Genomic DNA, 24,275 nt, shown 5'->3' with positions numbered 1-24,275 from the left:
ATTCTATCAATTATAAATTATCAAAACTATATGTTTTATTGCTGTTTTCTATAATTTCTTGCCTTTTTTAAATTATTATTTAAAAAATCAAGCTTTTAAATACTTTGTAGGGGAAATACCTGTATATTTTTTAAAGGCACTACTAAAATAATTGGGGTTTGAATATCCAATTAAATCAGCTATGTCTTTTATTTTTTCCCCACTTTTTAATAATTTTTTGGCCTTTTCCATCCTGACCTTAATTAGATAATCTTTAAAATTAATACCCTCAACCTCTTTGAATAATCTACTCAAATAATAACGACTAAACGAGGTATATTCAGCCATTTCGCTTAAACTAATGTCTTCATTATAATTTTCCTTTATATAGTTTTTAACTGTTTCTATAACTTGATTTTTACCATCTTTTTGATATTCTAATATAATCGATACAACTTTACTTATTAGATGCTGTATATATATCTTAATATCATAAAGGTCTTCAAAAGAAAATATCTCTTTTTCTACTTGCTGTGTACTAAACAACTCAATGTCACTACCAAAATAATCTTTAATATCCCTATTAAGCAAAATAATAAATTCTTTTAGGTATTTTTTTATGTTTCCTGCATTTTTACCATAGCATTCTATCAAAATACTAAAGATATTATTAAATTCTTTGACAGCAGCATCAAGATCCCGGTCAATAATTTTACCACAAATAACTTTTTCTCTTTGATATGGTTTTTTGATCTTATTTCCTTCATCCATTAAAACAGACTTAGCTTGATTATAAGAATGATATATATCCCCTACCTCATTATATACCTGACTTTGAGCAATTATGATCTCAGTATGGTAGTTAAGTTTAAAATCACATTTAAGCTCAAAGATAAGCTCCTTAAATTCTCTGGACTCTTTTATCCTAGCAATTTCATCATCTAATAATAAAAACACCATATCTTGCAGAGCTATAGAAGCAATAATTCGATCAATAATTCTATTAATTTTCTTTTTAATTTTAGTTAATAATTCCTTATTATACATACAAACATCAGATGCACCAATAATCAGAAACATATAGTTATTAGAATTAATGTCCAACAATTTTTTATGTTCCACAAATTTTTTTAAAGATAAACTAGTTCCGTAAATGATTTCCAGGATTATTTCCTGTTCTAGTAATGGTGTTAATTCTGCTAGTTTATTTTTTAGATTTAACTGACTAGATTTTTTCTTTTTTTTAGATCTGATTTTCTCAATGGTTTTATCTAAAACCTCCCGAAAATCTTCTTCCAGGTAGGGTTTAACTAGATAATCGCTAATCCCAATATGAATTGATTTTTTTGCATACTCAAATTTGCTGTGGGCAGTGAGAATTATTATTTCGATATCAGCAAAATCTTCCTTTATTAATTCCGCAGCCTTTAAACCATCTAACTTAGGCATCTGAATATCTAATAAAATAATATCGACCTTTTGTATAAGGGCCTGACTTAAAGCATTCTCCCCATTGGCAACTTCTGCAACTATTTTAATTTCAGAACTATAATACTTATCCAGAAAATACCTAAGAGCCTTTCTTTCCATATATTCATCTTCAGCAATCATTAATTTTATCATCTATATCCCCCCCCTTTCTCAGTGGAATTTGGATTATAACTTCTGTTCCTTGACCTAAAACACTATTTATGCTGATTAACTCTTCTCCATAATGCAATTCAAGACGTTTTTTCACATTTGCCAGCCCCAGACCTGTTGTTGATCTTCCCCTGTTACCACCCTTTTTTTGAAAAATATTTTTAAGGTATTCTGAATCAATACCTTTTCCATTATCTATTATTTTAAATTCTAGATATTTTTCTTTTTTAATAACTTTAATATCTATTTTCCCATTTTCATCTATATCTGCCAGTCCATGAATTATGGCATTTTCTACAATTGGTTGCAGTATCATGGGCGGGGCCAATATACCCGCAATATTTCCTTCTATTTGGATATTAAACTTCATCTGTGATTGAAAACGAATTTGCTGGATTGATAAATATGCCTGCAGTACCTCCAAATCCTGAGATATTTCTACCATTTTTCCCTTATTATCAAGGTTATATCTTAAAATTCTGGAAATAGCAACAATTAGTCTTTCTGTTTTTCTTGCCTTTTCAAATAAAGCTATTCTGGCAACTGTAGTTAACGTATTAAAAAGAAAATGAGGGTCTATCTGCATCTGCAAATTCATTAACTGGGTCTCTTTAATTAATCTATCTTTTTCAACACTGGCAAGTTTTTCTTTGTTTAATTTATTTTCCAGTTCAGATTTTTGCTTCAGCTCCTTGATAAATTTATTGATATTATGTTTCATTAAATTAAAAGTCTGACCCATAATATTCAATTCACGGTATTTATTTTCTTTTATATCGCGAACCTCCCAGTGGCCTGCTGATAAAGAGCGGGCAGAGGCTGAAAGCCTATCTATTGTTATTAAAATATCATTAGAAAGAACCAGAGCAAAAAAAAGACAGATAATACTGATCAGAATAGTTAAAATATATATTCGTCGCTCCATAGCTTGATATTCCTCTAATAAATCCATATATTTACTACTGCTGTAGTCCTGATAGGAAATGATTAATTTTTGGGCATGACTATTCATATATGAATAAAGGGTTCTAAGATCAGTTAAAATTTGATAAGTCTCAGCATTTGATATTTTATTAGTAAATATTTCGTTAACTAATTCATCATGATAAACCAGCATATTAGAGAGTGTCCTGTAAAAAATACGACTGTCTTTATCTACAGCTACATTATCCTTTAACTCAACCACTAATTCTCTTATCATATTTCTTGACTCAATATAATTATTTAAATCTTCCTGATCCCTGGTCTGAAAATACAAATTAAATATCCTGGAGTTATTATTTAATTCCAGGGATAATTGATTCAGCTTAAGGTTTGTATCCATATCTTGCTGATATACATTACTGATCATATCTTTTCTCATCATGAAAAAAAAGAAGGCTATAGTCATAATCATAATCACTAAAATAAATATAAGGGTGATCCTGGCCCGAATAGATTTTTTCCCATCACTTTTTTGTTTGTTTAAAAAGGATAAATTCATTTTTATATCACCCCAACTATAATAAATATAAGCCAGACAAAAAAACAAAATGAGGTCATTTGACCTCTGATTGATTATACCAAAATTGACTATCAATTGAAAGATAATGATCAAGTTTTTCAAATTAAGATCACTGTCCATTTCTTAATTTTTAAATGTCCTACTAAACTATTAAGAAAATTTTCTCATATTCTAGGAGTCATTCTTTACACAGTAATCAAGCTACAATCTAAAAGAACAGCCGGCAAAAACCTCTAATCCATATGCAGAACTGCAAAAAATAAAAAAAGATTGCAAATGAAAACAATTCACCTGCAACCTTTAGGTAGCTAAAAAAATTAAACCGATAATCATAGTATTAAATCATTATCTAATATTAGTATTATATGCAAAATAATATTTCGCACCTATATTTTAAATTTATTTACCTGATTTGCCAACTCATCAGCCATATCAGCCAATGACTTAGTACCTGCCACTATCTCTTCTGTTGCTGCAACCTGTTCTTCACTTGATGCAGCTACTTCTTCAGAATTGCCCGCTGCTTCCTGGCTTACTGCAGCAACATTATTTATAGCTGCTATTACTTGATCACTCCTTACTGCCAGGTCACTGGCATCTCTTTTAACCCCATTAATCATATCCATAAGTTTATTTGACAGCTCACTTATACTATTAAATATCTTCCCGTTATCTTCAATGGAATTAACACTATTATTAACAGTTCTTATGTTTTCATCCATTTTACCAACTGCCTCTTTCACACTCCCTTGAATCTGTTTTATCAAGCCAGCTATTTTCTCAGTTGATTCAGTTGAATCTTCAGCCAGTTCTCTAATCTCATCGGCCACTACACTAAATCCCCTTCCAGCTTCCCCTGCACGGGCAGCTTCAATTGCAGCATTTAAGGCAAGAAGGTTAGTTTGATTTGCTATACCATTAATAATTTCAATAATACCACCTATTTCATCAGAGATATTTCCCAAATTTTGTATAATATGAGCAACCTCCCTGGTATCACTACTAACTTCATTAATTTGTAAAATAGATTTTTTTACTGCTTTGTTACCTACTCCAATTTGTTCCATAACATTTCCCGCTGAATTAATCATAGTATTACTATTAACATCTATTTGTTCAATTTGTTCTATCATGTCTTCAATATTACTGATAGTTTCTTCTACCTGAGCTGATTGTTCTTCAGCACCTGAAGCCACATTCTGAATTGCAGCACCGACCTGTTCAGCTGTTTCCCCAACCTGTTCACCGCTGGCAGATAGCTCTTCACTCGAAGCAGCTACTTGGTTGGAAACATCCTTTATTGACTGTATCAGTTCAATAAAATTTTTCTGCATAACAGACAACGCATTACTAATCTGCCCAATTTCATCTTTTCTCTTTAAATACTTAATAGCCTTACTATTCTGTTCAAAGGATAGGTCATAATTAGATAATTTATCAATAATCCTGGCCAGTTCATTTATAGGCCTGGCAATACTATTACCTAGAAGATACATTATAATAGCAGATATTATTAATATAATAATAGTTATAATTAAGATAAAATTCCTTAGGGAACTAATTTTTGCGAAAACTTCACTCCGCGGGGCAGCTATTACCATTATCCAACCATTACTTAGTTTTGCATAACTATTGTACAGCTCTTTCCCCTGATCTTTATTAATAAATATACCACTATTATTTCCCTGTATCTCTTCAGCCGCTCCTGTCAAGCCCAGACTGTAGAGTGATTCTGTATTATCATATTCAGGATGTACTATAAACTCTGTTTTTTCGTTCATTAAGTAAGCAAATCCTGTCTGATATGACTTGACCGCATTTATTGTATTTTGTATGTCATTAAAACTAAAATCCATACCTATAACACCTATAAATTCCCCATTTATCACTACTGCTTTCACATAAGAAATTACAGTATCATCGATATGTTCATAATAGAACGGTTCTGTCCAACACGGTTTACCCTCTCTATATGGGGCATAAAACCAATCCATTTCTTCAGAACTCTCATCATATTCCTCTATATCCTTTTCCTTTACTCGCTTAAATTTTCCATTAGCTTTTTCATCATAATAATAAATGTCATGTGCTGACTCTGAACCAACAACTTCAGGGTTAAAAAAGATATATACCCCATTAACACCTTCACTGGATTCAGCTATATTTTTTATTATCGGAGCTATCTGTTTTTTGTATGAAATAACATAATTCTCATTATAAAGATTATTTAAATCTATAGTTTCTTCTATTATTGAACCTAGTGTACTAACTTTACTTCCCACAGTATTTAACTGTAAACTAAATTCGTTGGCATACATAGCTGCTTCTTTTTCCATTTTTTTGCTAGCCTCATCTCCAATATTACTGGAGGCCTGATTTATACTTATATAAGCAATTACTGAACATGTAATAATAATTAACAATAAAACTGATAAGATAATCCTATGACTAAGTTTTTTCATACACTAACTTCTCCCCCCTATTTTATAAAATCTAGACTCCACAAAAAACTAGACTCAGTTAACAAATTCAATTTTATCCTTAAAAAAATTAGAACTATGTCTTCTTGCATTTTCACATTGCATTTTTCTAAATATGCCCTTTCTGCATATTTCGACAATATTCTTATATATATTATACGCCATTACTCAAAAAAATCCTTCTTTTTTAAAAGAGAGTTAACAATCTTCTAATTTAAAAGGCAAGATTATTTATTTTTTTATAATCTAAAAAAAGTAGCCCTTATAAATATTGGCTACCCTTTTTCCCTGCTTTTTCTATTAAAAATTACTCTAAATCATGGTTACAAACACAACTACTACCATCTGTAGGACTGTACGGACAGCCAATACATTTGGCTCCTTTATACTCTGGCACTTCCATAATGAATAATGACCTTGAATTTTTCTCACCAGTAATTCTTAATACAATTAAAGCCCCAATAATGATGATTACAATACCTATAAAATACATTAATGTTCCCACCCAGGCAGCATCATTTAAAAAGGCACCTGCAAATAGCGCAATTACAGGTAATTTTGCCCCACAAGGCATAAAAGGTGTCAGCATAGCAGTGGTTCTTCTCTGTCTATCATTCTTAATTGTTCTAGTTGCCATTATTCCTGTATCTCTTATTACAATTGATTACTGTTGTTATATATTATTTCGCAATTTAACTTTGGACTTTATTAGGGTGACTTCGTATTTTCATACAAACAGTTCACAATTCAGAAAAATTGGAAAGATACTAATGAAGAAAGTACTTCGTCTGAACGTAATAACCGTGTTAAACGACTATAGTTTTTTATCTACTTCAATCGCTCTTTTTTTTCTATATCATCAGAAATACATTCAAAATTATATGCACTAGATTAATTATTATTTCTTAAGCCATGGTAAAATTATTCTTTCTATTACTTCTTTTAATTTGTTTTTTCCAGATTTATCAGTAAAACTATGATCAAGCCCTGAAATGATTTTGAAAGCAAAATTATTCCTATCCGAAAATTTATTTGCTAGAGATTCAACCGACTGATAAGGTACACTATTATCTTCTTTTCCTATTATATATAATACAGGTATATCCAGTTTATCTAAATATATATCTGGTTTATAATTTAAAAAAGTATTCCAGTACTTATATGTATGACCTAACCAGAATTTATCATAAGTTGGATTACTAGTAATTTCTCTGAATTTTGCATTTAGCTCTTGTAAATCTTTTATTCCAGCTTTTCCAAAAGTTCTTTCTTGATCATCATTAATTTCTTTATTAACTAAAGTTTCAAATTCTTTGGCTTGAGAATAACCACCTGCCCCCATGATTATCATATGAGTGACTCCTTCTATATCATATGCAATCTCAGGTGCTATTGAACCACCTTCACTATTTGCCAAGATAAGGACTTCTTTTAGATTATTATCATATACATTATTAATAACATGATTTATAACTAGTTCAATGTCTCCAATTCTTCTTTCTCTACAATTTGTTTTATTATACATCTCTTCATTATCAAAAGCATATTTTTCCATATACAGAACATCATAACCCAGAGTTGCCCCTTCAGCACCCATACCAAAACTTTCTCTTATTGATTCTCTGCCTGACCCTTGAATCATAACTAAAAGCTTATTACTTAGTTCCTTATCTGACTTTTTCCCTAAATAATATTCCAGGTGTTCTCCCCTGGAATTACTTATATCCCCTTTCTCCATTGTTGAGCTTACATTACCTGTGCTGCAAAAAATTACCATTAAAACAATTGAAATCAACAATCCAAATAGTACAAGTCTTTTCATGATCAAAACCCCTTTCTCTTTTTATTTTTTCAGACTTTTTTACAGGTAAGAGTTAATATATTTCAGGACTATTCCAATTTCCCTAAACTTTTTAAGGTTTCAAATATTCTTTTGTCCTCTCTTGGGTCCTGTTGTTCGTTTGCTTTTGCAATATGGTATTTATTCTCGGTGAATTCCCCTGACCATACAGAATTAATCGTCGGAATATTAGACCAGTGTAAGGAAGAAAGCATATTCCAGAAACTCCCCAAATATATTCTTTTACCATCTATAAGAAATACAAACGGTCTACCATTTAATGGTACTTTCCCTTCTAATTTTCCCTCTATATTAAAACCATTCTTTATGTAAAAAGTGTGTTCCCCCCAATTATATTTTTCTATTTCATTATCTGTTAAGACAGGTAAAGTTTCCAGTGGTAATTCATCAATATTCATGCTCATAGCTTCTTCTACTGATAAATCTTTAACTAAATATATAGAAAGACTATGTTTATTATTATCAGTTCCAGTTCCAACCTTATTACAGGCAGAAAGTACACAAAAAACAAATAACAAAAATAATAAACCCACTTTATTTAATTTCAAAGAAATCTTCTCCTTTTTTAAACTTCATAACCTAAAAATCATAAATAACCTTCTATTTCAACAATCACAATTTTTGATATATACAATCAGGTATAATCTTAAGTAACCAGGCTATCAACGCCCAACGTTTTGTAATATATGCATATTCTTTCTTCTTAACAATAGCACTGTATATTTGCAAGGCGACCTTTTCAGGAGAAACATGCCTTTGATGCATTATAAGCAGGTGCATCTTGCCCACCTCTAATAGAAGCAACTGATGAAATCCCTACTATATGTCCCCTCCCTTTTTTGCAAAAGTATCTATATGCAACATTTATCATTACACTAAAGCCTGAAACATTTACATCAATTGTCCTTTTTTCTTTTTCATATTCAAGTTCAGCAATTAATAAACCCACAACCAGCACTAATGATTATTAAATCTACCCCACTCATTTCGCTAATCAGCTCTTCTAAATAATCCCTGCTATTCAAAGAAGAAATATCAATTCTTTTAATATACGATTTTCCAGGTAATCTCTGTTGAATTTCTTTTAATAATTCTGTCCTTCTACTAACTAAGCCAAGAAGATAATTATTGTGCGATAAGACTTTAGCTAATTCTCTCCCTATCCCTGAAGAAGCGCCAATTATAATAGCTTTTTTCATAACTAATACCACCTCTTTAACAAATTTATTTTTAATCTAACAAACAACTCACAAACCTGTAGTGAAGAAATCTCTGGCAGTGGGCTTCCCAGGAATATTTACATGTGTCTTTTTTCAAAATCCGAGCCAGTTAAACAACTGTTAAAGTGCCTTCCCCCCCATAATACTTCCATCACCTTCAATTCTGAATTATATAACTTGATTTCCATAAGGGAGACCCCAAGATACCCATAGGGTTACGATGTTTTATGCATTACAGGTGATACGGTTCACCTCGTATTATCTTAAAAGCCCTATAAACCTGTTCAAGAAGTATCAATCTTACCATCTGGTGGGTAAAAGTCATATGAGAAAGTGACAGCCGGTAATCGGCCTTTTTAAGTACATGCTTACTTAACCCCAGGGCTCCACCGATAACAAAACTGATACTACTGCGACCATTTAACTGTAAATTCTGAATTGATTTAGCTAAACCGGGGGATGTCATGGGTTTGCCTTTTACATCAAGGACAATTATATATGTTTTATCTGCCAGGGCAGTAATAATCCCTTTCCCCTCCTTATCTTTAACCCTCTCTAAATCGGCCTCTGAGGGATTAGCAGGTATTTTCTCATCAGCTACCTCCCTTATATTCACCCCAGTATAGGGCTGTAATCGTTTAATAAACTCATTAATACCGATCTGCAAGTAATCTTCTTTTGCTTTCCCTGGACAAATAATATTTATCTCCATTATTAACTCCTTCTCTGTTAAGGTGCTTACTATAATAAAAGCGGCTGATTAATTTATCTGGTTCCTGTTCGATAATAATTGGAATCTCACGGACTTTTTCTGTGGAGAATAGTATTGTAACATATAATATAAGCAAGCCCAGAAAAAAACAGCCCAGTAAAATTAAGCAGATTTTAAAGAATAAGTTCATAGCTTAAACCCCTTTATCCAAGCTCATAAAGCCCTGTCGGCTTATCACGGCAGCACATATCTAGCTTCAGGTCTCTGTCAATATATATTCCATTATTCTCCAGACTGTTTTTAACCGTTATGTAAGCAAGTTCCGGCCTATTATTATCCTTACTTAGATGGGCCAGCAATATGCGGGGAAAATTACTATTAATAAGCCTGGGTAACAAAGCAGCTGCAGCATCATTAGATAAATGTCCCTTATCTCCATTAATTCGTTTCTTTAAATGCCAGGGATAACCTCCATTCATTAACATATCCAGGTCATGGTTTGCCTCTATTACTAACAAATCTAATCCCCTGAGTCTTTCTTCCATCTCACTGGATATATAACCTGTATCTGTGGCAACCCCAATATTAGTCTTACCACAACTAATAATATAACCGACTGGAGAAACAGCATCATGTGAGGTGCTAAAAGGAGAAATACCTAAATCCCCAAGGGAAAAATCACCCTTAAATACCTGACAGTTTTTTTCTTGGATTTTACCAAGATGGCTAGCAGCTTCCTGCCAGGTCAACTCATTGGCATAGATAGGCAGATCATATCTCCTTGATAAAACCCCTACTCCTTTGATATGATCTGAATGTTCATGAGTAACTAACACTGCGTCCAACTCCTCAGCACAAACACCTATTTTCTTTAATCTATGACTGATTTCCTTACCACTCAATCCAGCATCAATTAAAAGACTAAATTTATTACTAGATATATAAATTGAATTACCAGAACTACCACTTGCCAAAACTGAAACCCTTATTTTCATTATTTCACCACATTTCATGCAGGATTTTTGATTAGAAAGAAGAAATTATATATTATGTATCTTTGTCGGAAAAAGTCTTTTGTCTATAAAGTTGAAACTTATTATCCCGGCATATAAAAATATTTGTCCAAATAAATTAATATACGGGAGGTTTTATTATGATAAAAGTAATGGTAGTAGATGACTCCCTCTTTATGAGACAGATTTTTAAAAACACCATTGAAGAGAGTGACGACCTAAAAGTTATTGCTACTGCAAGTAATGGTGCCAAGGCACTTAAAAAACTAGAAGATATCAAACCAGACGTAATCACTATGGATGTTGAAATGCCTGAAAAAAACGGCCTGGAGACCCTAAGGGAAATAATGAAATTAAAACACCCTATCCCTACTATTATGATCAGTGCTATGGATGACAGAGAAACTGTCATGAAGGCACTTGAATTAGGGGCTTTTGACTTTATACCAAAACCAGACGGCTCAGTCAGTATGAATATAGATGACATAACCAAAAGCCTTATTTTAAAAATCAAAGCTGCAGCCAGGATGGAACCAAAAGACCCGTTGAAAATTAAACCCATAACTCCATATAAGAGTAAAATATCAAGAAAAAAACCCAAAAAGAATTTTCCCATTATTGCCATCGGTACATCTTCAGGTGGACCCAAAGCCTTAAAAGCAGTTTTACCAGTAATACCAGCTGGCTTTCCAGCCGCCCTATTAATTGTACAGCATATGCCAGCAGGTTTTACCACCTCTTTTGCCAATAGACTTAACCAGGAATCAGCTATTACTGTAAAAGAAGCCGCTGAAGGTGACACAATGACACCTGGTCTTGCCCTGCTGGCCCCTGGCAATTACCACATGCAAATCAACAAACAAGGCAAGGTTGTCCTTAACCAATGGGCAACTAAATGGGGTGTTCGGCCCTGTGTGGATTACATGATGACCTCAACCAGTCGGCATTTTAAAGATAGGGTAATAGGTGTTATCTTAACCGGTATGGGCTCTGATGGGGCTGAGGGCATGAAAAACATCAAGAAAAACAATGGCTTCGGTATTGTAGAAGACAGGAGTACAGCCCTTGTCTATGGTATGCCCGGTTCAACTATCAAGGCCAATGCCTATGATGAAATACTACCCCTACACCAGATACCATTTAAAATTATTGAACTAGTCGAAAGGAGAATATAAACCATATGCCCATTACCTTTAATGATTTCAAAGATACTGCTTCTGATATCCTAAATATTAATCTAAGTGGTTATAAATTAAAGCGTGTCCAGAGGAGGACAGAAAGCCTGATGCGCCGCCATAATATAGCTGATTATGATGAATGTCTTAGGCTCTTAAAAAATGACCCCTCCTTTAAAGAAGCATACCTTAGCCATTTTACTATCAACACATCTGAATTCTACCGTAACCCGGAGAATTTTAGATATCTGGAAGACAAACTACTACCTGAGATTTTTAAAAATAACTCCAGTGTCAAGATATGGAGTGCACCCTGTTCAAATGGTTCTGAACCATATACACTGGCACTAATCCTTAGTGAATCAAATTATAAAAAATATCAGATCTTAGCCAGTGATTTAGACCCTGATATACTTAATACAGCTAAAGCAGGTGTTTACGGCTCAAATTCACTGGAAAATGTACCCACCGGGGTATTTGATAAGTATTTTACCCTTGACCAAAATTCTAATAAAAAATACATTTTATCGGAAAAGATAAAAAAACAGGTTGCTTTTGAAAAAATGGATTTAATTAATGACCCCTTCCTTAAGGGCTGGGATCTAATACTAAGCCGCAATTTCTTTATTTATCTGACAAACGAGATAAAGGATATGCTCTGCCATAAATTTAGCTCAGTCCTTAAACCTGGTGGGTATCTATTCCTCGGTAATACAGAATTTATTTTCAACCCCCAGAAATACGGCCTGGAAAAGGTTTATTCTTCTTTTTACCGAAAATTATAGTTAGCCTCCATGTTTATCATGTTTATTCCAGCTTAAATGATAGATAAGGCTTACTATACCTACAGCCAGGTCTTCATTACGTACAATAATATCTTTAGGGACAATTAATCGTGTCGGAGCAAAGTTCCAGATAGATTTAATCCCAGCATTTATCAATTCATCAGCTACCTCCTGGGCTGCATTTCCTGGTACAGTTATGATCCCTAATTCTATACTACCATCCCTGACAACCCTTTCCACCTCTTTAATACTCTCGACTGTTATATCATCTATTTTATTACCAATTTTACCTAGGTCGGCATCTAGAACACTAACAATATTCAACCCCATCTTATTAAAGCCTTCATAATTAACCAGTGCCCTACCTAGGTTGCCGGCCCCTACCAGCACTGCTGGCCAGACTCTGTCAACACCTAGTATCTTACCAATCGACTTCTTTAAACCACTAACATCATAACCAACCCCCCGGCGGCCAAACTCTCCATAATAGGAAAGGTCTTTCCTGACCTGAGTAGATGGAATACCAAGTCTACCTCCGAGTTCTTTTGAGGAAACTACTTCTTCCCCATCAAAAACAGCCATCTTATCCAGACAGCGGTAATATAGTGGCAACCTTTCTATGGTTGCCTTAGGTATATAATCACGGTTCTTCATCCTACTTACTCCTCCTTTTTTTGATTATATCTATATATATGAACAAGTAATTTTTAGTTATGTCTAAATTATATCAAAAACAAACACAAATGTCAGCTATTAAGACCTTAATATACAGAAAACACCCCCTCAATAAGAATGAAGGGATGTTTATTTTATAAAAAGGTCAAACTATACAGAAGGGAAAATATTTATTTCACCCGACTCCCATTACTAATCTCTTTATCAACTGTAGTTATTGTCAGATCACCATCATCATTAGATGCAGCCAGTATCATCCCCTTGGATTTTACACCAAAGATAGTTGCTGGTTCAAGGTTGGCTACCATCAAAATCTTTTTGCCGACTAAATCAGCTGGCTGATAATGCTTAGCTATACCAGCAACTAACTGCCTCTGTTCATCCCCCAGATCAACCTGTAATTTTAATAATTTATTACTTTTTTCAATATTTTCAGCTGTCAGTATCTCAGCAACCCTTAAGTCAACTTTGCTAAAATCATCGAAATTAATTAAACCACTGCCTGTCTGCTTATCATTACCTTCTTTCTCCTCTTTCACAGTCTGTTCTTTTTTCCTTTCCTCTACCATAGCAAAATACTCCTCCATATCTATTCTGGGAAAGATAGGCTCTGCCTTGCTGACTATCCCACCTGTTGGCAGTAACCCCCAGGTTGCTAAATCATCCCAGTTTGTTTCTTCAATCATATCCCTGATACCAATCTGTTCCCCAATCTTATAAGGTGTCTCAACTAAAAATGGTTTCAAAAGACCAGCAGTAATCCTTAATGATTCCAGGAGATTGTATAAAACTGTTCCCAGTCTATCCTTTTTATTATCATCCCTGGCCAGTACCCAGGGAGTAGTCTGATCGATGTATTTATTAGTCCTCCTGATTAAATTCCATATCTCTTCAAGGGCCACAGCATATTTTAACTCACTCATACTATTGTCAACCAATTCCAGAGTTTTAGCGGCAAATCTTTTAAGCTCCTCATCTACATCTTCAGCTAGACCTGATTTTGGTATCACACCATTAAAATATTGTTCAACCATACTGATAGTCCTATTCAGGAGATTTCCCAGGTCATTGGCTAAGTCAGAATTAATCCGCTGAATCAAGGCCTCTGTTGAATAAGTCCCATCTGTTCCAAAGGCTACTTCCCGCAGAAGATAATACCTGATCGGATCAACCCCAAAATCATCTATTAGTATATTAGGGTCAACAACATTCCCCTTGGATTTAGACATTTTACCGGTTTTAGTCAATAACCATCCGTGGCCAAAGACCTGTTTGGGTAAAGGCAGGTCAAGACTCATTAATATAATCGGCCAGATAATAGTATGAAAACGGAGGATATCCTTACCTACCAGGTGAATATCAGCTGGCCAATATTTATTAAAATTTTCATCGTCATTTAAGTAGCCTATAGCTGTAATATAATTGCTTAAGGCATCAAGCCAGACATAAATAACATGTTTATCATCAATTGGCACAGGTATTCCCCAGTCAAAGGTAGTTCGGGAGACACTTAAATCATCTAAGCCCTGCTCAATAAAACTGATCATCTCATTACGCCGGCTCTCTGGTTGTATAAAATCTGGATTGTCCTTAATATGTTTTAATAATCTATCAGCATATTTGCTTAATTTAAAGAAATAACTCTCTTCTTCTACCCATTCAACCTCCCTACCACAGTCAGGGCAGAGTTTCTCCCCCTCAAGCTGCCTTTCAGTCCAGAAGGCTTCACAGGGTGTACAATACCATCCTTCATATTTCCCCTTGTAAATATCACCTTTATTATATATTTTCCTGAAAATCTCCTGTACTACCTCTTCATGTCTATCTTCAGTAGTCCTGATAAAATAATCATAATCAACCTCCAGACGTTCCCAGAGTGCCTTAAAAGTGGCTACAATCTCATCAACATATACCTTGGGCTTTTTTCCTGCTTCAGCTGCCTTGCGTTCTATTTTCTGACCATGTTCATCAGAACCAGTAAGAAACATAGTGTCATAACCCTGTAATTCTTTGAATTTAGCTATTGTATCAGCTGCCACACTTGTATAGGCATGACCTATATGTAATTTATCACTTGGATAGTAAATAGGTGTTGTGACATAAAAAGTATTTTTAGTGGTCATTGATCTGTTACCCCTTTCCATTTTATCTCAACTAGAGACTCATCCTGTAAATCTCCAGTACATCTTCTTTTTCAAGAACCTTATAACTCCCTAAAGGACCACGGCTAACTGCCTTAGCTGCCATTTCTTCCAGTTTATCTTCCCCGATATCATAATCAGCCAGTCGAGCGGGAGCTCCCATAGAATTAAACCATTCCCTGGTTTTTTCTATACCAGCCAGGGCTATTTCTTGATCACTTTTTCCCTTGGTGTCTATATTAAAGACATTAACTGCATATTGAACAAATTTATCTGTCCCCTCACTTAATACATATTTCATCCAGTTGGGGAAGAGAATAGCTAAGCCACCACCATGGGGTATATCATAAATAGCACTAAGCTCGTGTTCTATAGCATGGCTGGCCCAGTCATCATCCTTCCCTATGGATAAAAGGCCATTAATTGCCATGGTACCAGCCAACATAATGTTGGCCCGGGAATTATAGTCCTCGGGGTTTTCCAGGACAACCTCACTTTCTTTAATCAGGGTTTTGATAATGCCTTCTGCCCAACTATCCTGAATAGGAGTGCTTTCAGTGTGACTAAAATATTGTTCAAAAACATGGGCTGCTATATCAATAATCCCATAGACTGTATGTTCCTTGGGAACTGTATATGTATTCACCGGGTCCAGGATAGAAAAAACAGGCAGACAGGCTGGTGTATGAATAGCTAATTTCTGCTCGGTTTCCAGATTAGATATTACTGCATTACCATTCATCTCAGAACCTGTAGCTGCTAAAGTCAATACAACCCCTACAGGAATAGCCTCATCAGGTTCCCCTTCCATAGTGAACATCTCCCAAGGATCACCGTCAAAACAGACACCTGCTGCAACAGCTTTAGCTGTATCAATAACACTACCACCACCTACCGCTATTACTATATCTATTTCCTTTTCTAAGCAGATATCAACCCCTTCTCTTACCTTACTTATCCGCGGGTTAGGCTCGATACCAGTCAGCTCAAAAACCTCCAGGTCAGCGTTTTCAAAAGCGTTCATAACCCTATCATAAAGCCCTATTCTCTTGACACTACCACCACCGGTTACCAATAAAACCTTTTTCCCATAATCTGCTGTTTTTTCACCAGCTCTATTAACTTCTCCTTTACCAAAAATTATTTCTGTTGAGTTATAAAATGTGAAATTCTCCAAATTTAACCCCTCCTTATATTCCTTCAAAGTCAAGATAATTTTATTAAAATTTATTATCATTGTCAATATAGTCAATAACTACTGCTTCACTATAGACCTTCCGTTTAGGCAGCCCCCTTATCAGGGCGACTTCTTTTATAGCCTTTTTCTTACTAACACCCTGATCCATAATTAATTTGAGATGTTCTAGAACCGTCATATCTTCCCAGCCTTCTTTACTGAATTCAGGTGCCGGTCTTCCCTCAATAACAATGACAAACTCACCCTTCGGTTCTTGATCAGCATAAAAAGACAAAACCTCTTCTACCTGCCCATAAACCTTTTCTTCATGGACCTTACTTATTTCTCTGACTACAGCCACTTTCCTTTCAGCAAGCAGGTCTAACAATTCCTGAAGGGTATCTCTTAAACGGTAAGGTGACTCATAAATAATGACTGTTCTCTCTTCACCCTTTATCGCAGCTAAACGCTGCTTCCTCTCTTTACCAGACCTAGGTAAAAAACCCTCAAAAACAAACCTGTCCATTCGCAGACCAGATACCACCAGGGCAGAGATAGCAGCAGTAGGACCAGGAATAGGGATTAGTTCAATACCTTCCTCAACAGCCGCCTTAAAGATTACCTTTCCCGGGTCAGAGATGCCTGGCATACCAGCATCACTTACCAGGGCAATATCCTTACCCTCTTTTAGTAAGCTGATCAACTCCCCTGTTCTTTCCCTTTCATTATGTTCATGATAACTCTTTAGGCTTGTTTTTATTTGATAATAATTTAATAGATTCCTTGTTCTTCTGGTATCCTCCGCTGCTATTAAATGGACCTTTTTTAAAACCTTTAAAGCCCTAAGGCTTATATCCTCTAAATTACCTATAGGGGTTCCACAAATATATAATCTACCTGCTTTATCCATAAGCACCCCCTCCATATATCCCCTTAACCTCAGGGCTATATTCTCTGCCATCTCGACTATATACTATCAAAGGAGGTTCAACTCTCATCCCCTGTTTGCCTCCTTTTCTTCCTTCTATCAGGAAAACCCGGGGGCTGCTGTCTACCCCCGACTGAATCATTCTCATCCGTTTAGGTTCAATCTGATATTCCTTCATCAGTGAAATAATCTCTGCCAGCCTCATAACCCGGTGAACCATGGTCATTCTGCCGGCAAACCTTAATAATTTCGCCCCTTCCCTGATTACATCTTCCAGGGTACAATATATCTCATGCCGGGCTATAGCCTTTTCCCTCCCCTTACTTATCCTACCGCCGTCCACAGGCATATATGGAGGATTGCTAACCAAGAGGTCAATGGTATTGGCTTTAATATATTCACCTGCCCTGCTGAGATCACCATGAATTATCTCTATCTGCTCTTCCAGTTGATTTATAATTATACTCCTCCTGGACATCTCAACTAATTCTGCCTGGTATTCCAGACCAATTACCTTGCCCGGATTCTGTTTGAATGCCAAAAGCAGTGGAATTACTCCACTGCCACTGCCAAAGTCAACTACTGTCTCTCCCTGTTTTACTACTGTAAAATCAGCCAGGAAAACAGAGTCATTACCAAACTTAAAAAAACGGGAGTCCTGTATCAAATCCAGTTTACCTGGAATCAACTCTGTTATCTCTTCCATCTTTACTACTCCTCAAACTGCTTATCCATCAATTTCTGACAGAAAAGGCAGTCTCCTTTTCGTCTCTCACCAAAACTGGGATGGCAGATATGATATCCTTCCTTATATAAACGAAATAAATTACTATAACCCTTGCCCTTAGGCTCTTTTTGTTTTTCAAAGACAATATCCTTTAATTCTTCATTCTCTTGCCTTAATTCCTCATTCTCCTGATATATCTTATAGGTAATATCCTTCAATTTTTGAAACCTGAGTGACATCTCTTCAAGCTGCTCCTGGAAATAAGCAAGGGCACTTAGAACCTCTTCATCCATGATACCCTCTCCTATTCATCATCTTCATAATTATCTAGGTCATCTATCTCTACCTCAATATATTCATCAGCACCTATATCTACAGTAATTGTCTGTTTAACCAGATTCCTTTCTACTATCTCACCTTCCCCAATATCCAGTTCAACCATCTCTCCTACATCAGGCATCTCTTTCTTTAAACGCTTATAAATCTTGGATTCATATTTCAAACAGCACATCAAACGTCCACAGACACCAGATATCTTGGCTGGATTTAAAGAAAGTTCCTGTTTTTTGGCCATTTTGATTGATATAGGGTCAAAATCACGCAGAAAAAGAGAACAGCACAATGGGCGGCCACAGATCCCCATTCCACCGACCATCTTGGCTTCATCCCTTACTCCTATCTGCCGCAATTCAATTCTTGTCTTAAATACCCTGGCTAAATCCTTAACCAGTTCCCTGAAATCTACCCTGCCGTCAGCAGTAAAATAGAAAATTACCTTATTATGATCAAAGGTATATTCAACATCAATCAATTTCATAGGCAGGCCGTGTTTAGCTATCTTTTTCTCACAGATATCATAGGCCTCTTTCTCCAATTCCTTATTCCTAGCATTCTTTTTCTGATCCCTGTCAGTCGCTTTACGGATTACTTTTTTTAATGGTGCAACAATCTCTTCTTCAACAACCTCTCTCTTTCCCAGGACTACTTCACCAAACTCTATACCCCTGGCAGTCTCTACTATTACATTATCCCCAATTACTAAAGCAATATCACCAGGGTCAAAATAATAGATCTTACCTGCCTTCTTAAAACTAATCCCTACAACTATCTCCATTTTATATTTACACCCTCTTAGCTCGAATCTTAAGTAGTAAGTTCTGTAGGGCTAAGTCTTTTTTAACATTAGCCCTTATATAACCACTAATAGTATTTGTCAAGTTTACAATCCCTATCAATTCCTCTATCTTATACTTCTTTCCCATCACCTTTATATCATCAATAAAATCGAAGTTAACTATCCTGTTATTATTTCCCTGTTTATATAATATTATATCCCTGAATAGACTTAATATCAACTCAAATAATGGCAGGCCGTTATTTAGATAAGTAGTCAGTTTATCAGCCTGCTTAAATAAATCTACTGTATCCACCTTATCTAAATTATATAATATACTGTATACTTCTTGCCGGCTATTTAAAAATTCCTCGTCTCCCAGTAGGGCCAGAGCCCTGCCAAGACTACCATCTGCTAGACCAGCTATTACCTCCGCTTTGTCAGGTGCTACTCCCTCTGATTTAAGTTTCTTTTCAATTTCTTCCCTGGCCAGCTTACTCAGTTGGATTTTTTGACAGCGCGAAATAACTGTAGGTAACAGACTATCAGTCTCTTCTGCCAGCAGAATTATAAGCGCATAGGAAGGGGGTTCTTCCAGAGTCTTCAACAGACTGTTAGCTGCCTGTACTGTCATTTGATCAGCCTGATCAATAATAAATACCTTCCGGTCACTTTCATATGGTTTATAAGCAATCTCCTGCTGGAGTTCTCTGATCTGTTCTATCTTGATATTGTCACCCTCATTAATCTCAACAAGCCTAATATCAGGGTGGTTTTGATGAGACACCTTTTTACAGGAGAGGCAAATGCCGCAGGCATCAGCCTCCTTCTCAGGGCAAAACAATGCCCTGGCAAACTCCAGAGCCAGTCTCTTTTTCCCAACCCCATCTTTTCCAATAAAAAGGAAGGCATGGGATACCCGCCGACTTTTTAACTGCTCAACTAAGAGCTCAACCGCACTATCTTGTCCTATTATATCTTTAAAACCCATCGTTATTCCCCTTACAAACTGTCATTTATATTATAATTTTAGAAACTGTTCTACATTAATAATAAAGACTGTGGCACCACCAATCTGCACCTCCATAGGGAAGGAATAATAACTCTCCAGTGTAGTAGCCACAGGGGACATAGGGGCAACAGTCTTTTTTCGCGACTTACAGTTATCCCGTATTATCTCTATTACCTGATCAAGGTCACCCGCTTCTGTCCCAATTATAAAAGTAGTATTCCCCTCTCTTAAGAAGCCACCTGTACTGGCCATCTTCGTCGCCTGGAATCCACCCTGATTAAGTGCCTCCAATAAGCGATGGGCATCATGGTCATGTACAATAGCAATTACCATTTTCATCTGCTTTTTTCTCCCTTCTTTAATAAATAATCGCTCACCCTAGATCACAAGCACCTAACTATAATTTGCCAGCTTATCTCTGCATTAAACCTGTAAATAAATCATAAATTTCTTCATGTATCTCTTCTACTGTCCGCATAATATTTCCCCTGACACAGTCTATCACCTGCCACTTATATTTTTCAGCCAACCAGCAGGCATTATCATAGGTACTGCTCAGATAATTAATATCCTGTTCATGAATATCCTTACCCTCTGCCCGTTTATCCATTAAAACACGGCTCTTCTCAGGAGGAACATCCAGAAAAATCACCAGGTCAGGCTCCGGTAATAAAAATCTGTTAAACTCCAGGTCATATAACCAATCAAGATATTCTTCCTTTTCCTTTAGATCTTTAATCTTACTGGCCTGGTGGACCATATTTGAGGTAGTATACCTATCAGCCAGAATAATCTTCCCATCCTGATAATACTTTTTCCATTTTAACTGATATGAGGCATATCTATCTACAGCATAAAAAGTTGAAGCAGCATAGGAGTTAACATCACCTGGTTTACCGCCAAATTCACCATTCAAATACATCTTAACCAGCTCTGATGACCTACTCTGATAGTCTGGAAACTGTATCTTTTTTATATTATAAGATTCTTTTTTTAATCTCTGGTATAACTTATCTGTCTGGGTTGCTTTCCCACTGGAATCAGTACCAGATTCAATAACGATTAATTTACCGTTCACAATCATCCCTACTTTTTTGTTTTATTCCTGTAATTAATTATATTCTCTATAAATCCTAAAATCCCTGCAAATTTCACTATATATTAGATTTAACCACAATTGACTCCCCTCACTACTGTATAAAGTAAATCTCAAACATGCATACTAATCCTTAAGGGGCTGATTAAATGAAAAAAGACGGGTACGATAATACAGATATAGAGAAAGGCCAGCAGGATTATAACCCTATCTGGCCTTCTCTGGAAGACTATGAAATTGCCAATAAAATCGGTGTATCTCTAATGACAGTCAAAAAAGTAAAGGCTGAACTCCTCAGTGAAGACTAAAGCAAACTGTCTATGTACTGACCTGCTTCTATTGCCGCTGCTGCACCACTACCAGCTGATGTTACTACCTGCTGATACAGTGGATCCTGAACATCCCCAGCAGCAAACACACCCTCTATATTTGTCATATACCTATCATTAGTCTTAATAAAACCTGACTCATCCAGCTCAATAATTCCCTCAAAAAGACTGACATTAGGGTTATAACCAATAGCAATAAAAAGTCCCCTGACATCATTTAATACCTTCTTTTCATTTGTTTTATTATTCTCCACAACAATCCCTGATAATTTTTCATCACCTAGTAAATCTCTAACCTCAGAATCCCATAATATTTCAAGCTTTGGATTACTAATTAGCCTATCAGCTAATAACTTTGTTCCCCTGAACTGATTGCGCCGATGGATGAGATAAACCTTAGAGGCAAAACCACTTAAATAACTGGCCTCTTCAAGGGCAACATCCCCACCCCCTACCACAGCAACAGCTTGCCCTTTAAAAAAGGCACCATCACAGGTAGCACAGTAAGAAACACCCTGACCCAGGAGTTCCCCTTCCCTGACAAGCCCCAGTTTGCGTGGAGAAGCACCAGTTGCTATTATTATAGTATCAGTCTGATATACCTGGTTTCCAGTCTTGATAGTATACGGTTTCTGCTTCAGATTCAGCTCATCTACCATCTCATAGGCCAGTCTCCCCTCAAAACTCTCAACCTGTTGAATAACTTTCTGCATTAATTCAAAACCATTTATCCCCCCGGGGAACCCGGGAAAGTTTTCTATTTCCGGCGAAGTAGTAATCTGGCCCCCTGGTTCAGGACCCATAAGTACAAGGGGATCTAAACCAGCCCTTAACCCATATATTGCTGCTGTAAGGCCAGCCGGCCCACCACCAATAATAATCAATTTCTCCTTCTTTATCTTATCAGACATTTTCCTTACCTCCTAGTATAATCAAATATTAACAATTCTAACTATATTATATATTATATACAAGAATTATAGTGTAAAACAAACTACATTTTATATCATCTTAAAAATACTTCCTTTTTACCTTATGCCTTTAAGTTATGACAAACGAAACGTCCCCTTGTCACACAATCTATCTAAAATCTAAAAAAGCCTATAAAGTTAGGATTCACACTTTATAGGCAAAACATCTTATTAAATCACTTTAGATTAATCTATAGAATAATTTGGGGCTTCTTTAGTAATATTTACATCATGGGGATGACTCTCCCTTAAACCAGCCGCAGTTATCTTGATAAAACGAGCATTTTCTCCGAGGTCTTTAATGGTTTTAGTACCACAGTACCCCATACCTGCCCTTATGCCACCCACTAACTGGTAGATAGTATCACCTAAAGGGCCTTTAAAGGGAACCCTTCCTTCTATACCCTCTGGTACAAGTTTCTTGGCTTCCTGTTCCTGTTCCTGAAAATATCTGTCTTTGCTGCCTTCCTGCATAGCCCCCATTGAACCCATGCCACGATAAACCTTATAACTCCTGCCCTTATAAATTTCAAACTCACCAGGGCTTTCTTCGGTCCCAGCCAGTATACTACCAAGCATTACTGTATCTGCACCAGCAGCAAGGGCTTTAACAATATCCCCTGAATATTTAATACCACCATCAGCAATCACTGGTATATCATATTCTTTTGCCCTGGCTACACAATCAAGTATGGCTGTAATCTGTGGTACACCAACACCAGCTACTACCCTGGTCGTACAGATTGAACCAGGACCTATACCTACTTTAACAACATCCGCACCTGCCTTAATAAGATCCTCTGTTGCCTGGGCGGTAGCAACATTACCGGCAATAATCTCCAATTCAGGGAAAGCCTCGTTTACCCGTTCAACAGTGTTTAAAACCCCTACAGAATGACCGTGAGCAGTATCAATTACAATAATGTCTACCTCTGCCTCTACCAGGGCAGTTACCCGCTCTATAGTATCCTCGGTTACACCAACTGCCGCCCCAACTAGTAATCTCCCCTGACTATCTTTGGCAGCATTAGGGAATTTCTCAGCCTTTTCAATATCCTTAATAGTAATTAATCCCTTAAGTAAACCATCTTCATCAACAAGGGGAAGTTTTTCTATTTTATGTTCCTGCAGGGCTTCTTTAGCCTCATCAACAGTTGTTCCCACCGGGGCTGTTACTAATCCCTCATCTGTCATCACTTCAGCTATATCCCTGTCATAGTCCTTAACAAAACGGAGGTCTCTATTGGTAATAATCCCGACCAATTTTTTATCCTTATCCACAATCGGGACCCCGGATATTCTATATTTTGACATCAAAGCCTCAGCATCACTGAGTTTTTTCTCTGGTGATAAATAAAAAGGGTCAACAATGACACCACTCTCAGACCTCTTGACCCGATCAACCTCTTCAGCCTGTCTTTTGATACTCATGTTTTTATGTATTATCCCAATACCGCCCTGCCTGGCCATCGCAATAGCCATCCTGGACTCTGTCACTGTATCCATTCCAGCACTAATAATAGGTATATTTAAACGAATATTCCTTGTTAATCTGGTACCAGTCTCTATATCCCGGGGAAGAACTTCTGACCGCGCCGGTATCAACAAAACATCATCAAATGTTAAACCCTCTTTAATAAGTTTTTCCATGATAAAGACCTCCTTGTTTTTCTATGTTAACCATTTTAGCTAAAAATACTAGTAAAAATCATCCCAATCTACTAAATTAACTGTA

General features: G+C 36.1%; 25 protein-coding genes and 1 pseudogene. 3 read left to right on the top strand and 23 right to left on the bottom strand.

What is annotated here, in order from left to right; genetic code table 11:
* Positions 1 to 87: 87 nt before the first annotated feature.
* From GM661_RS01080 to GM661_RS01030, 11 genes and pseudogenes are all read right to left on the bottom strand, one after another.
* Positions 88 to 1,602: a response regulator transcription factor gene (locus tag GM661_RS01080; protein WP_230868376.1), complete on the bottom strand. Its 1,515-nt coding sequence runs from the start codon at positions 1,600 to 1,602 to the stop codon at positions 88 to 90.
* Complete coding sequence (locus GM661_RS01075) at positions 1,580 to 3,103, bottom strand: sensor histidine kinase (protein WP_230868375.1); 1,524 nt, start codon at positions 3,101 to 3,103, stop codon at positions 1,580 to 1,582. The genes GM661_RS01080 and GM661_RS01075 overlap by 23 nt, the downstream gene beginning before the upstream one ends.
* A gap of 407 nt (positions 3,104 to 3,510) precedes the next feature.
* Positions 3,511 to 5,586, bottom strand: a complete 2,076-nt coding sequence (locus GM661_RS01070; RefSeq protein ID WP_230868374.1) for a methyl-accepting chemotaxis protein — start codon at positions 5,584 to 5,586, stop codon at positions 3,511 to 3,513.
* A 400-nt stretch (positions 5,587 to 5,986) separates the two neighbouring features.
* A pseudogene (locus tag GM661_RS01065) lies at positions 5,987 to 6,247 on the bottom strand (ferrous iron transporter B); the annotation flags it as partial.
* 255 nt (positions 6,248 to 6,502) lie between these two features.
* The gene (locus GM661_RS01060) at positions 6,503 to 7,426 is read right to left on the bottom strand and encodes an alpha/beta hydrolase family protein (protein WP_230868372.1); all 924 of its coding nucleotides are present in this window, start codon (positions 7,424 to 7,426) and stop codon (positions 6,503 to 6,505) included.
* A gap of 68 nt (positions 7,427 to 7,494) precedes the next feature.
* The gene (locus GM661_RS01055; RefSeq protein WP_230868371.1) at positions 7,495 to 8,013 is read right to left on the bottom strand and encodes a hypothetical protein; all 519 of its coding nucleotides are present in this window, start codon (positions 8,011 to 8,013) and stop codon (positions 7,495 to 7,497) included.
* 191 nt (positions 8,014 to 8,204) lie between these two features.
* A complete protein-coding gene (locus tag GM661_RS01050; protein ID WP_230868370.1) occupies positions 8,205 to 8,414 on the bottom strand; it encodes an SDR family NAD(P)-dependent oxidoreductase in 210 nt (69 codons plus the stop codon).
* Positions 8,395 to 8,664: an SDR family NAD(P)-dependent oxidoreductase gene (locus tag GM661_RS01045; protein ID WP_230868369.1), complete on the bottom strand. Its 270-nt coding sequence runs from the start codon at positions 8,662 to 8,664 to the stop codon at positions 8,395 to 8,397. Before GM661_RS01045 ends, GM661_RS01050 begins: the two co-directional genes overlap by 20 nt.
* Before the next feature lie 253 nt (positions 8,665 to 8,917).
* A complete protein-coding gene (gene rlmH / locus GM661_RS01040; RefSeq protein WP_230868368.1) occupies positions 8,918 to 9,397 on the bottom strand; it encodes a 23S rRNA (pseudouridine(1915)-N(3))-methyltransferase RlmH in 480 nt (159 codons plus the stop codon).
* Complete coding sequence (locus GM661_RS01035; RefSeq protein WP_230868367.1) at positions 9,336 to 9,587, bottom strand: hypothetical protein; 252 nt, start codon at positions 9,585 to 9,587, stop codon at positions 9,336 to 9,338. Before GM661_RS01035 ends, rlmH begins: the two co-directional genes overlap by 62 nt.
* 13 nt (positions 9,588 to 9,600) lie before the next feature.
* The gene (locus GM661_RS01030) at positions 9,601 to 10,392 is read right to left on the bottom strand and encodes an MBL fold metallo-hydrolase (RefSeq protein ID WP_230868366.1); all 792 of its coding nucleotides are present in this window, start codon (positions 10,390 to 10,392) and stop codon (positions 9,601 to 9,603) included.
* A 158-nt stretch (positions 10,393 to 10,550) separates the two neighbouring features.
* Here GM661_RS01030 and GM661_RS01025 point away from each other — a divergent pair, with 158 nt between their 5' ends.
* Together GM661_RS01025 and GM661_RS01020 are read left to right on the top strand one after the other, a co-directional pair.
* Positions 10,551 to 11,585, top strand: a complete 1,035-nt coding sequence (locus GM661_RS01025; RefSeq protein WP_230868365.1) for a protein-glutamate methylesterase/protein-glutamine glutaminase — start codon at positions 10,551 to 10,553, stop codon at positions 11,583 to 11,585.
* A gap of 5 nt (positions 11,586 to 11,590) precedes the next feature.
* A complete protein-coding gene (locus GM661_RS01020; RefSeq protein WP_230868364.1) occupies positions 11,591 to 12,370 on the top strand; it encodes a CheR family methyltransferase in 780 nt (259 codons plus the stop codon).
* Here GM661_RS01020 and GM661_RS01015 read toward each other — a convergent pair whose 3' ends face one another.
* The 10 genes from GM661_RS01015 to GM661_RS00970 form a co-directional block, all read right to left on the bottom strand.
* Positions 12,371 to 13,024 (bottom strand): redox-sensing transcriptional repressor Rex, encoded by a 654-nt coding sequence (locus tag GM661_RS01015; protein ID WP_125987306.1) that lies wholly within the window; start codon positions 13,022 to 13,024, stop codon positions 12,371 to 12,373.
* A 191-nt stretch (positions 13,025 to 13,215) separates the two neighbouring features.
* The gene (gene metG, locus GM661_RS01010) at positions 13,216 to 15,168 is read right to left on the bottom strand and encodes a methionine--tRNA ligase (RefSeq protein ID WP_230868363.1); all 1,953 of its coding nucleotides are present in this window, start codon (positions 15,166 to 15,168) and stop codon (positions 13,216 to 13,218) included.
* A 31-nt stretch (positions 15,169 to 15,199) separates the two neighbouring features.
* A complete protein-coding gene (locus GM661_RS01005; RefSeq protein ID WP_230868362.1) occupies positions 15,200 to 16,363 on the bottom strand; it encodes an iron-containing alcohol dehydrogenase in 1,164 nt (387 codons plus the stop codon).
* Between the two features lie 43 nt (positions 16,364 to 16,406).
* Positions 16,407 to 17,273 (bottom strand): 16S rRNA (cytidine(1402)-2'-O)-methyltransferase, encoded by an 867-nt coding sequence (rsmI, locus tag GM661_RS01000; protein ID WP_230868361.1) that lies wholly within the window; start codon positions 17,271 to 17,273, stop codon positions 16,407 to 16,409.
* Complete coding sequence (locus GM661_RS00995) at positions 17,266 to 17,997, bottom strand: tRNA1(Val) (adenine(37)-N6)-methyltransferase (protein ID WP_230868360.1); 732 nt, start codon at positions 17,995 to 17,997, stop codon at positions 17,266 to 17,268. Before GM661_RS00995 ends, rsmI begins: the two co-directional genes overlap by 8 nt.
* Positions 17,998 to 18,002: 5 nt before the next feature.
* Entirely contained in the window at positions 18,003 to 18,311 is a 309-nt protein-coding gene (locus GM661_RS00990) for an initiation-control protein YabA (RefSeq protein WP_125987296.1), read from the bottom strand.
* Positions 18,312 to 18,322: 11 nt separating this feature from the next.
* Entirely contained in the window at positions 18,323 to 19,132 is an 810-nt protein-coding gene (locus GM661_RS00985; protein ID WP_230868359.1) for a PSP1 domain-containing protein, read from the bottom strand.
* 7 nt (positions 19,133 to 19,139) lie between these two features.
* On the bottom strand, positions 19,140 to 20,123 hold the full coding sequence (gene holB, locus GM661_RS00980) for a DNA polymerase III subunit delta' (RefSeq protein ID WP_230868358.1): 984 nt from the start codon (positions 20,121 to 20,123) through the stop codon (positions 19,140 to 19,142).
* A gap of 30 nt (positions 20,124 to 20,153) precedes the next feature.
* Positions 20,154 to 20,483, bottom strand: a complete 330-nt coding sequence (locus GM661_RS00975) for a cyclic-di-AMP receptor (protein WP_125987289.1) — start codon at positions 20,481 to 20,483, stop codon at positions 20,154 to 20,156.
* A gap of 73 nt (positions 20,484 to 20,556) precedes the next feature.
* Positions 20,557 to 21,222 carry a dTMP kinase gene (locus GM661_RS00970; RefSeq protein WP_230868357.1) on the bottom strand — a complete coding sequence of 222 codons (666 nt, stop codon included), beginning with the start codon at positions 21,220 to 21,222 and terminating at the stop codon, positions 20,557 to 20,559.
* A 167-nt stretch (positions 21,223 to 21,389) separates the two neighbouring features.
* Between GM661_RS00970 and GM661_RS00965 the strand changes: the two genes are divergently transcribed.
* Positions 21,390 to 21,548 (top strand): hypothetical protein, encoded by a 159-nt coding sequence (locus tag GM661_RS00965; protein WP_230868356.1) that lies wholly within the window; start codon positions 21,390 to 21,392, stop codon positions 21,546 to 21,548.
* Here the strand turns inward: GM661_RS00965 and trxB are convergent.
* A complete protein-coding gene (gene trxB / locus GM661_RS00960; RefSeq protein ID WP_230868355.1) occupies positions 21,545 to 22,480 on the bottom strand; it encodes a thioredoxin-disulfide reductase in 936 nt (311 codons plus the stop codon). The genes GM661_RS00965 and trxB overlap by 4 nt on opposite strands.
* 246 nt (positions 22,481 to 22,726) lie before the next feature.
* Positions 22,727 to 24,190 carry an IMP dehydrogenase gene (gene guaB, locus GM661_RS00955; RefSeq protein WP_230868354.1) on the bottom strand — a complete coding sequence of 488 codons (1,464 nt, stop codon included), beginning with the start codon at positions 24,188 to 24,190 and terminating at the stop codon, positions 22,727 to 22,729.
* Positions 24,191 to 24,275: the final 85 nt, after the last annotated feature.

Source organism: Iocasia fonsfrigidae, assembly GCF_017751145.1.
GTDB classification, from domain to species: domain Bacteria; phylum Bacillota; class Halanaerobiia; order Halanaerobiales; family DTU029; genus Iocasia; species Iocasia fonsfrigidae.
The sequence above is the reverse complement of the archived record's forward strand: the minus strand, read 5'-3'. Positions and strand labels throughout refer to the sequence as shown.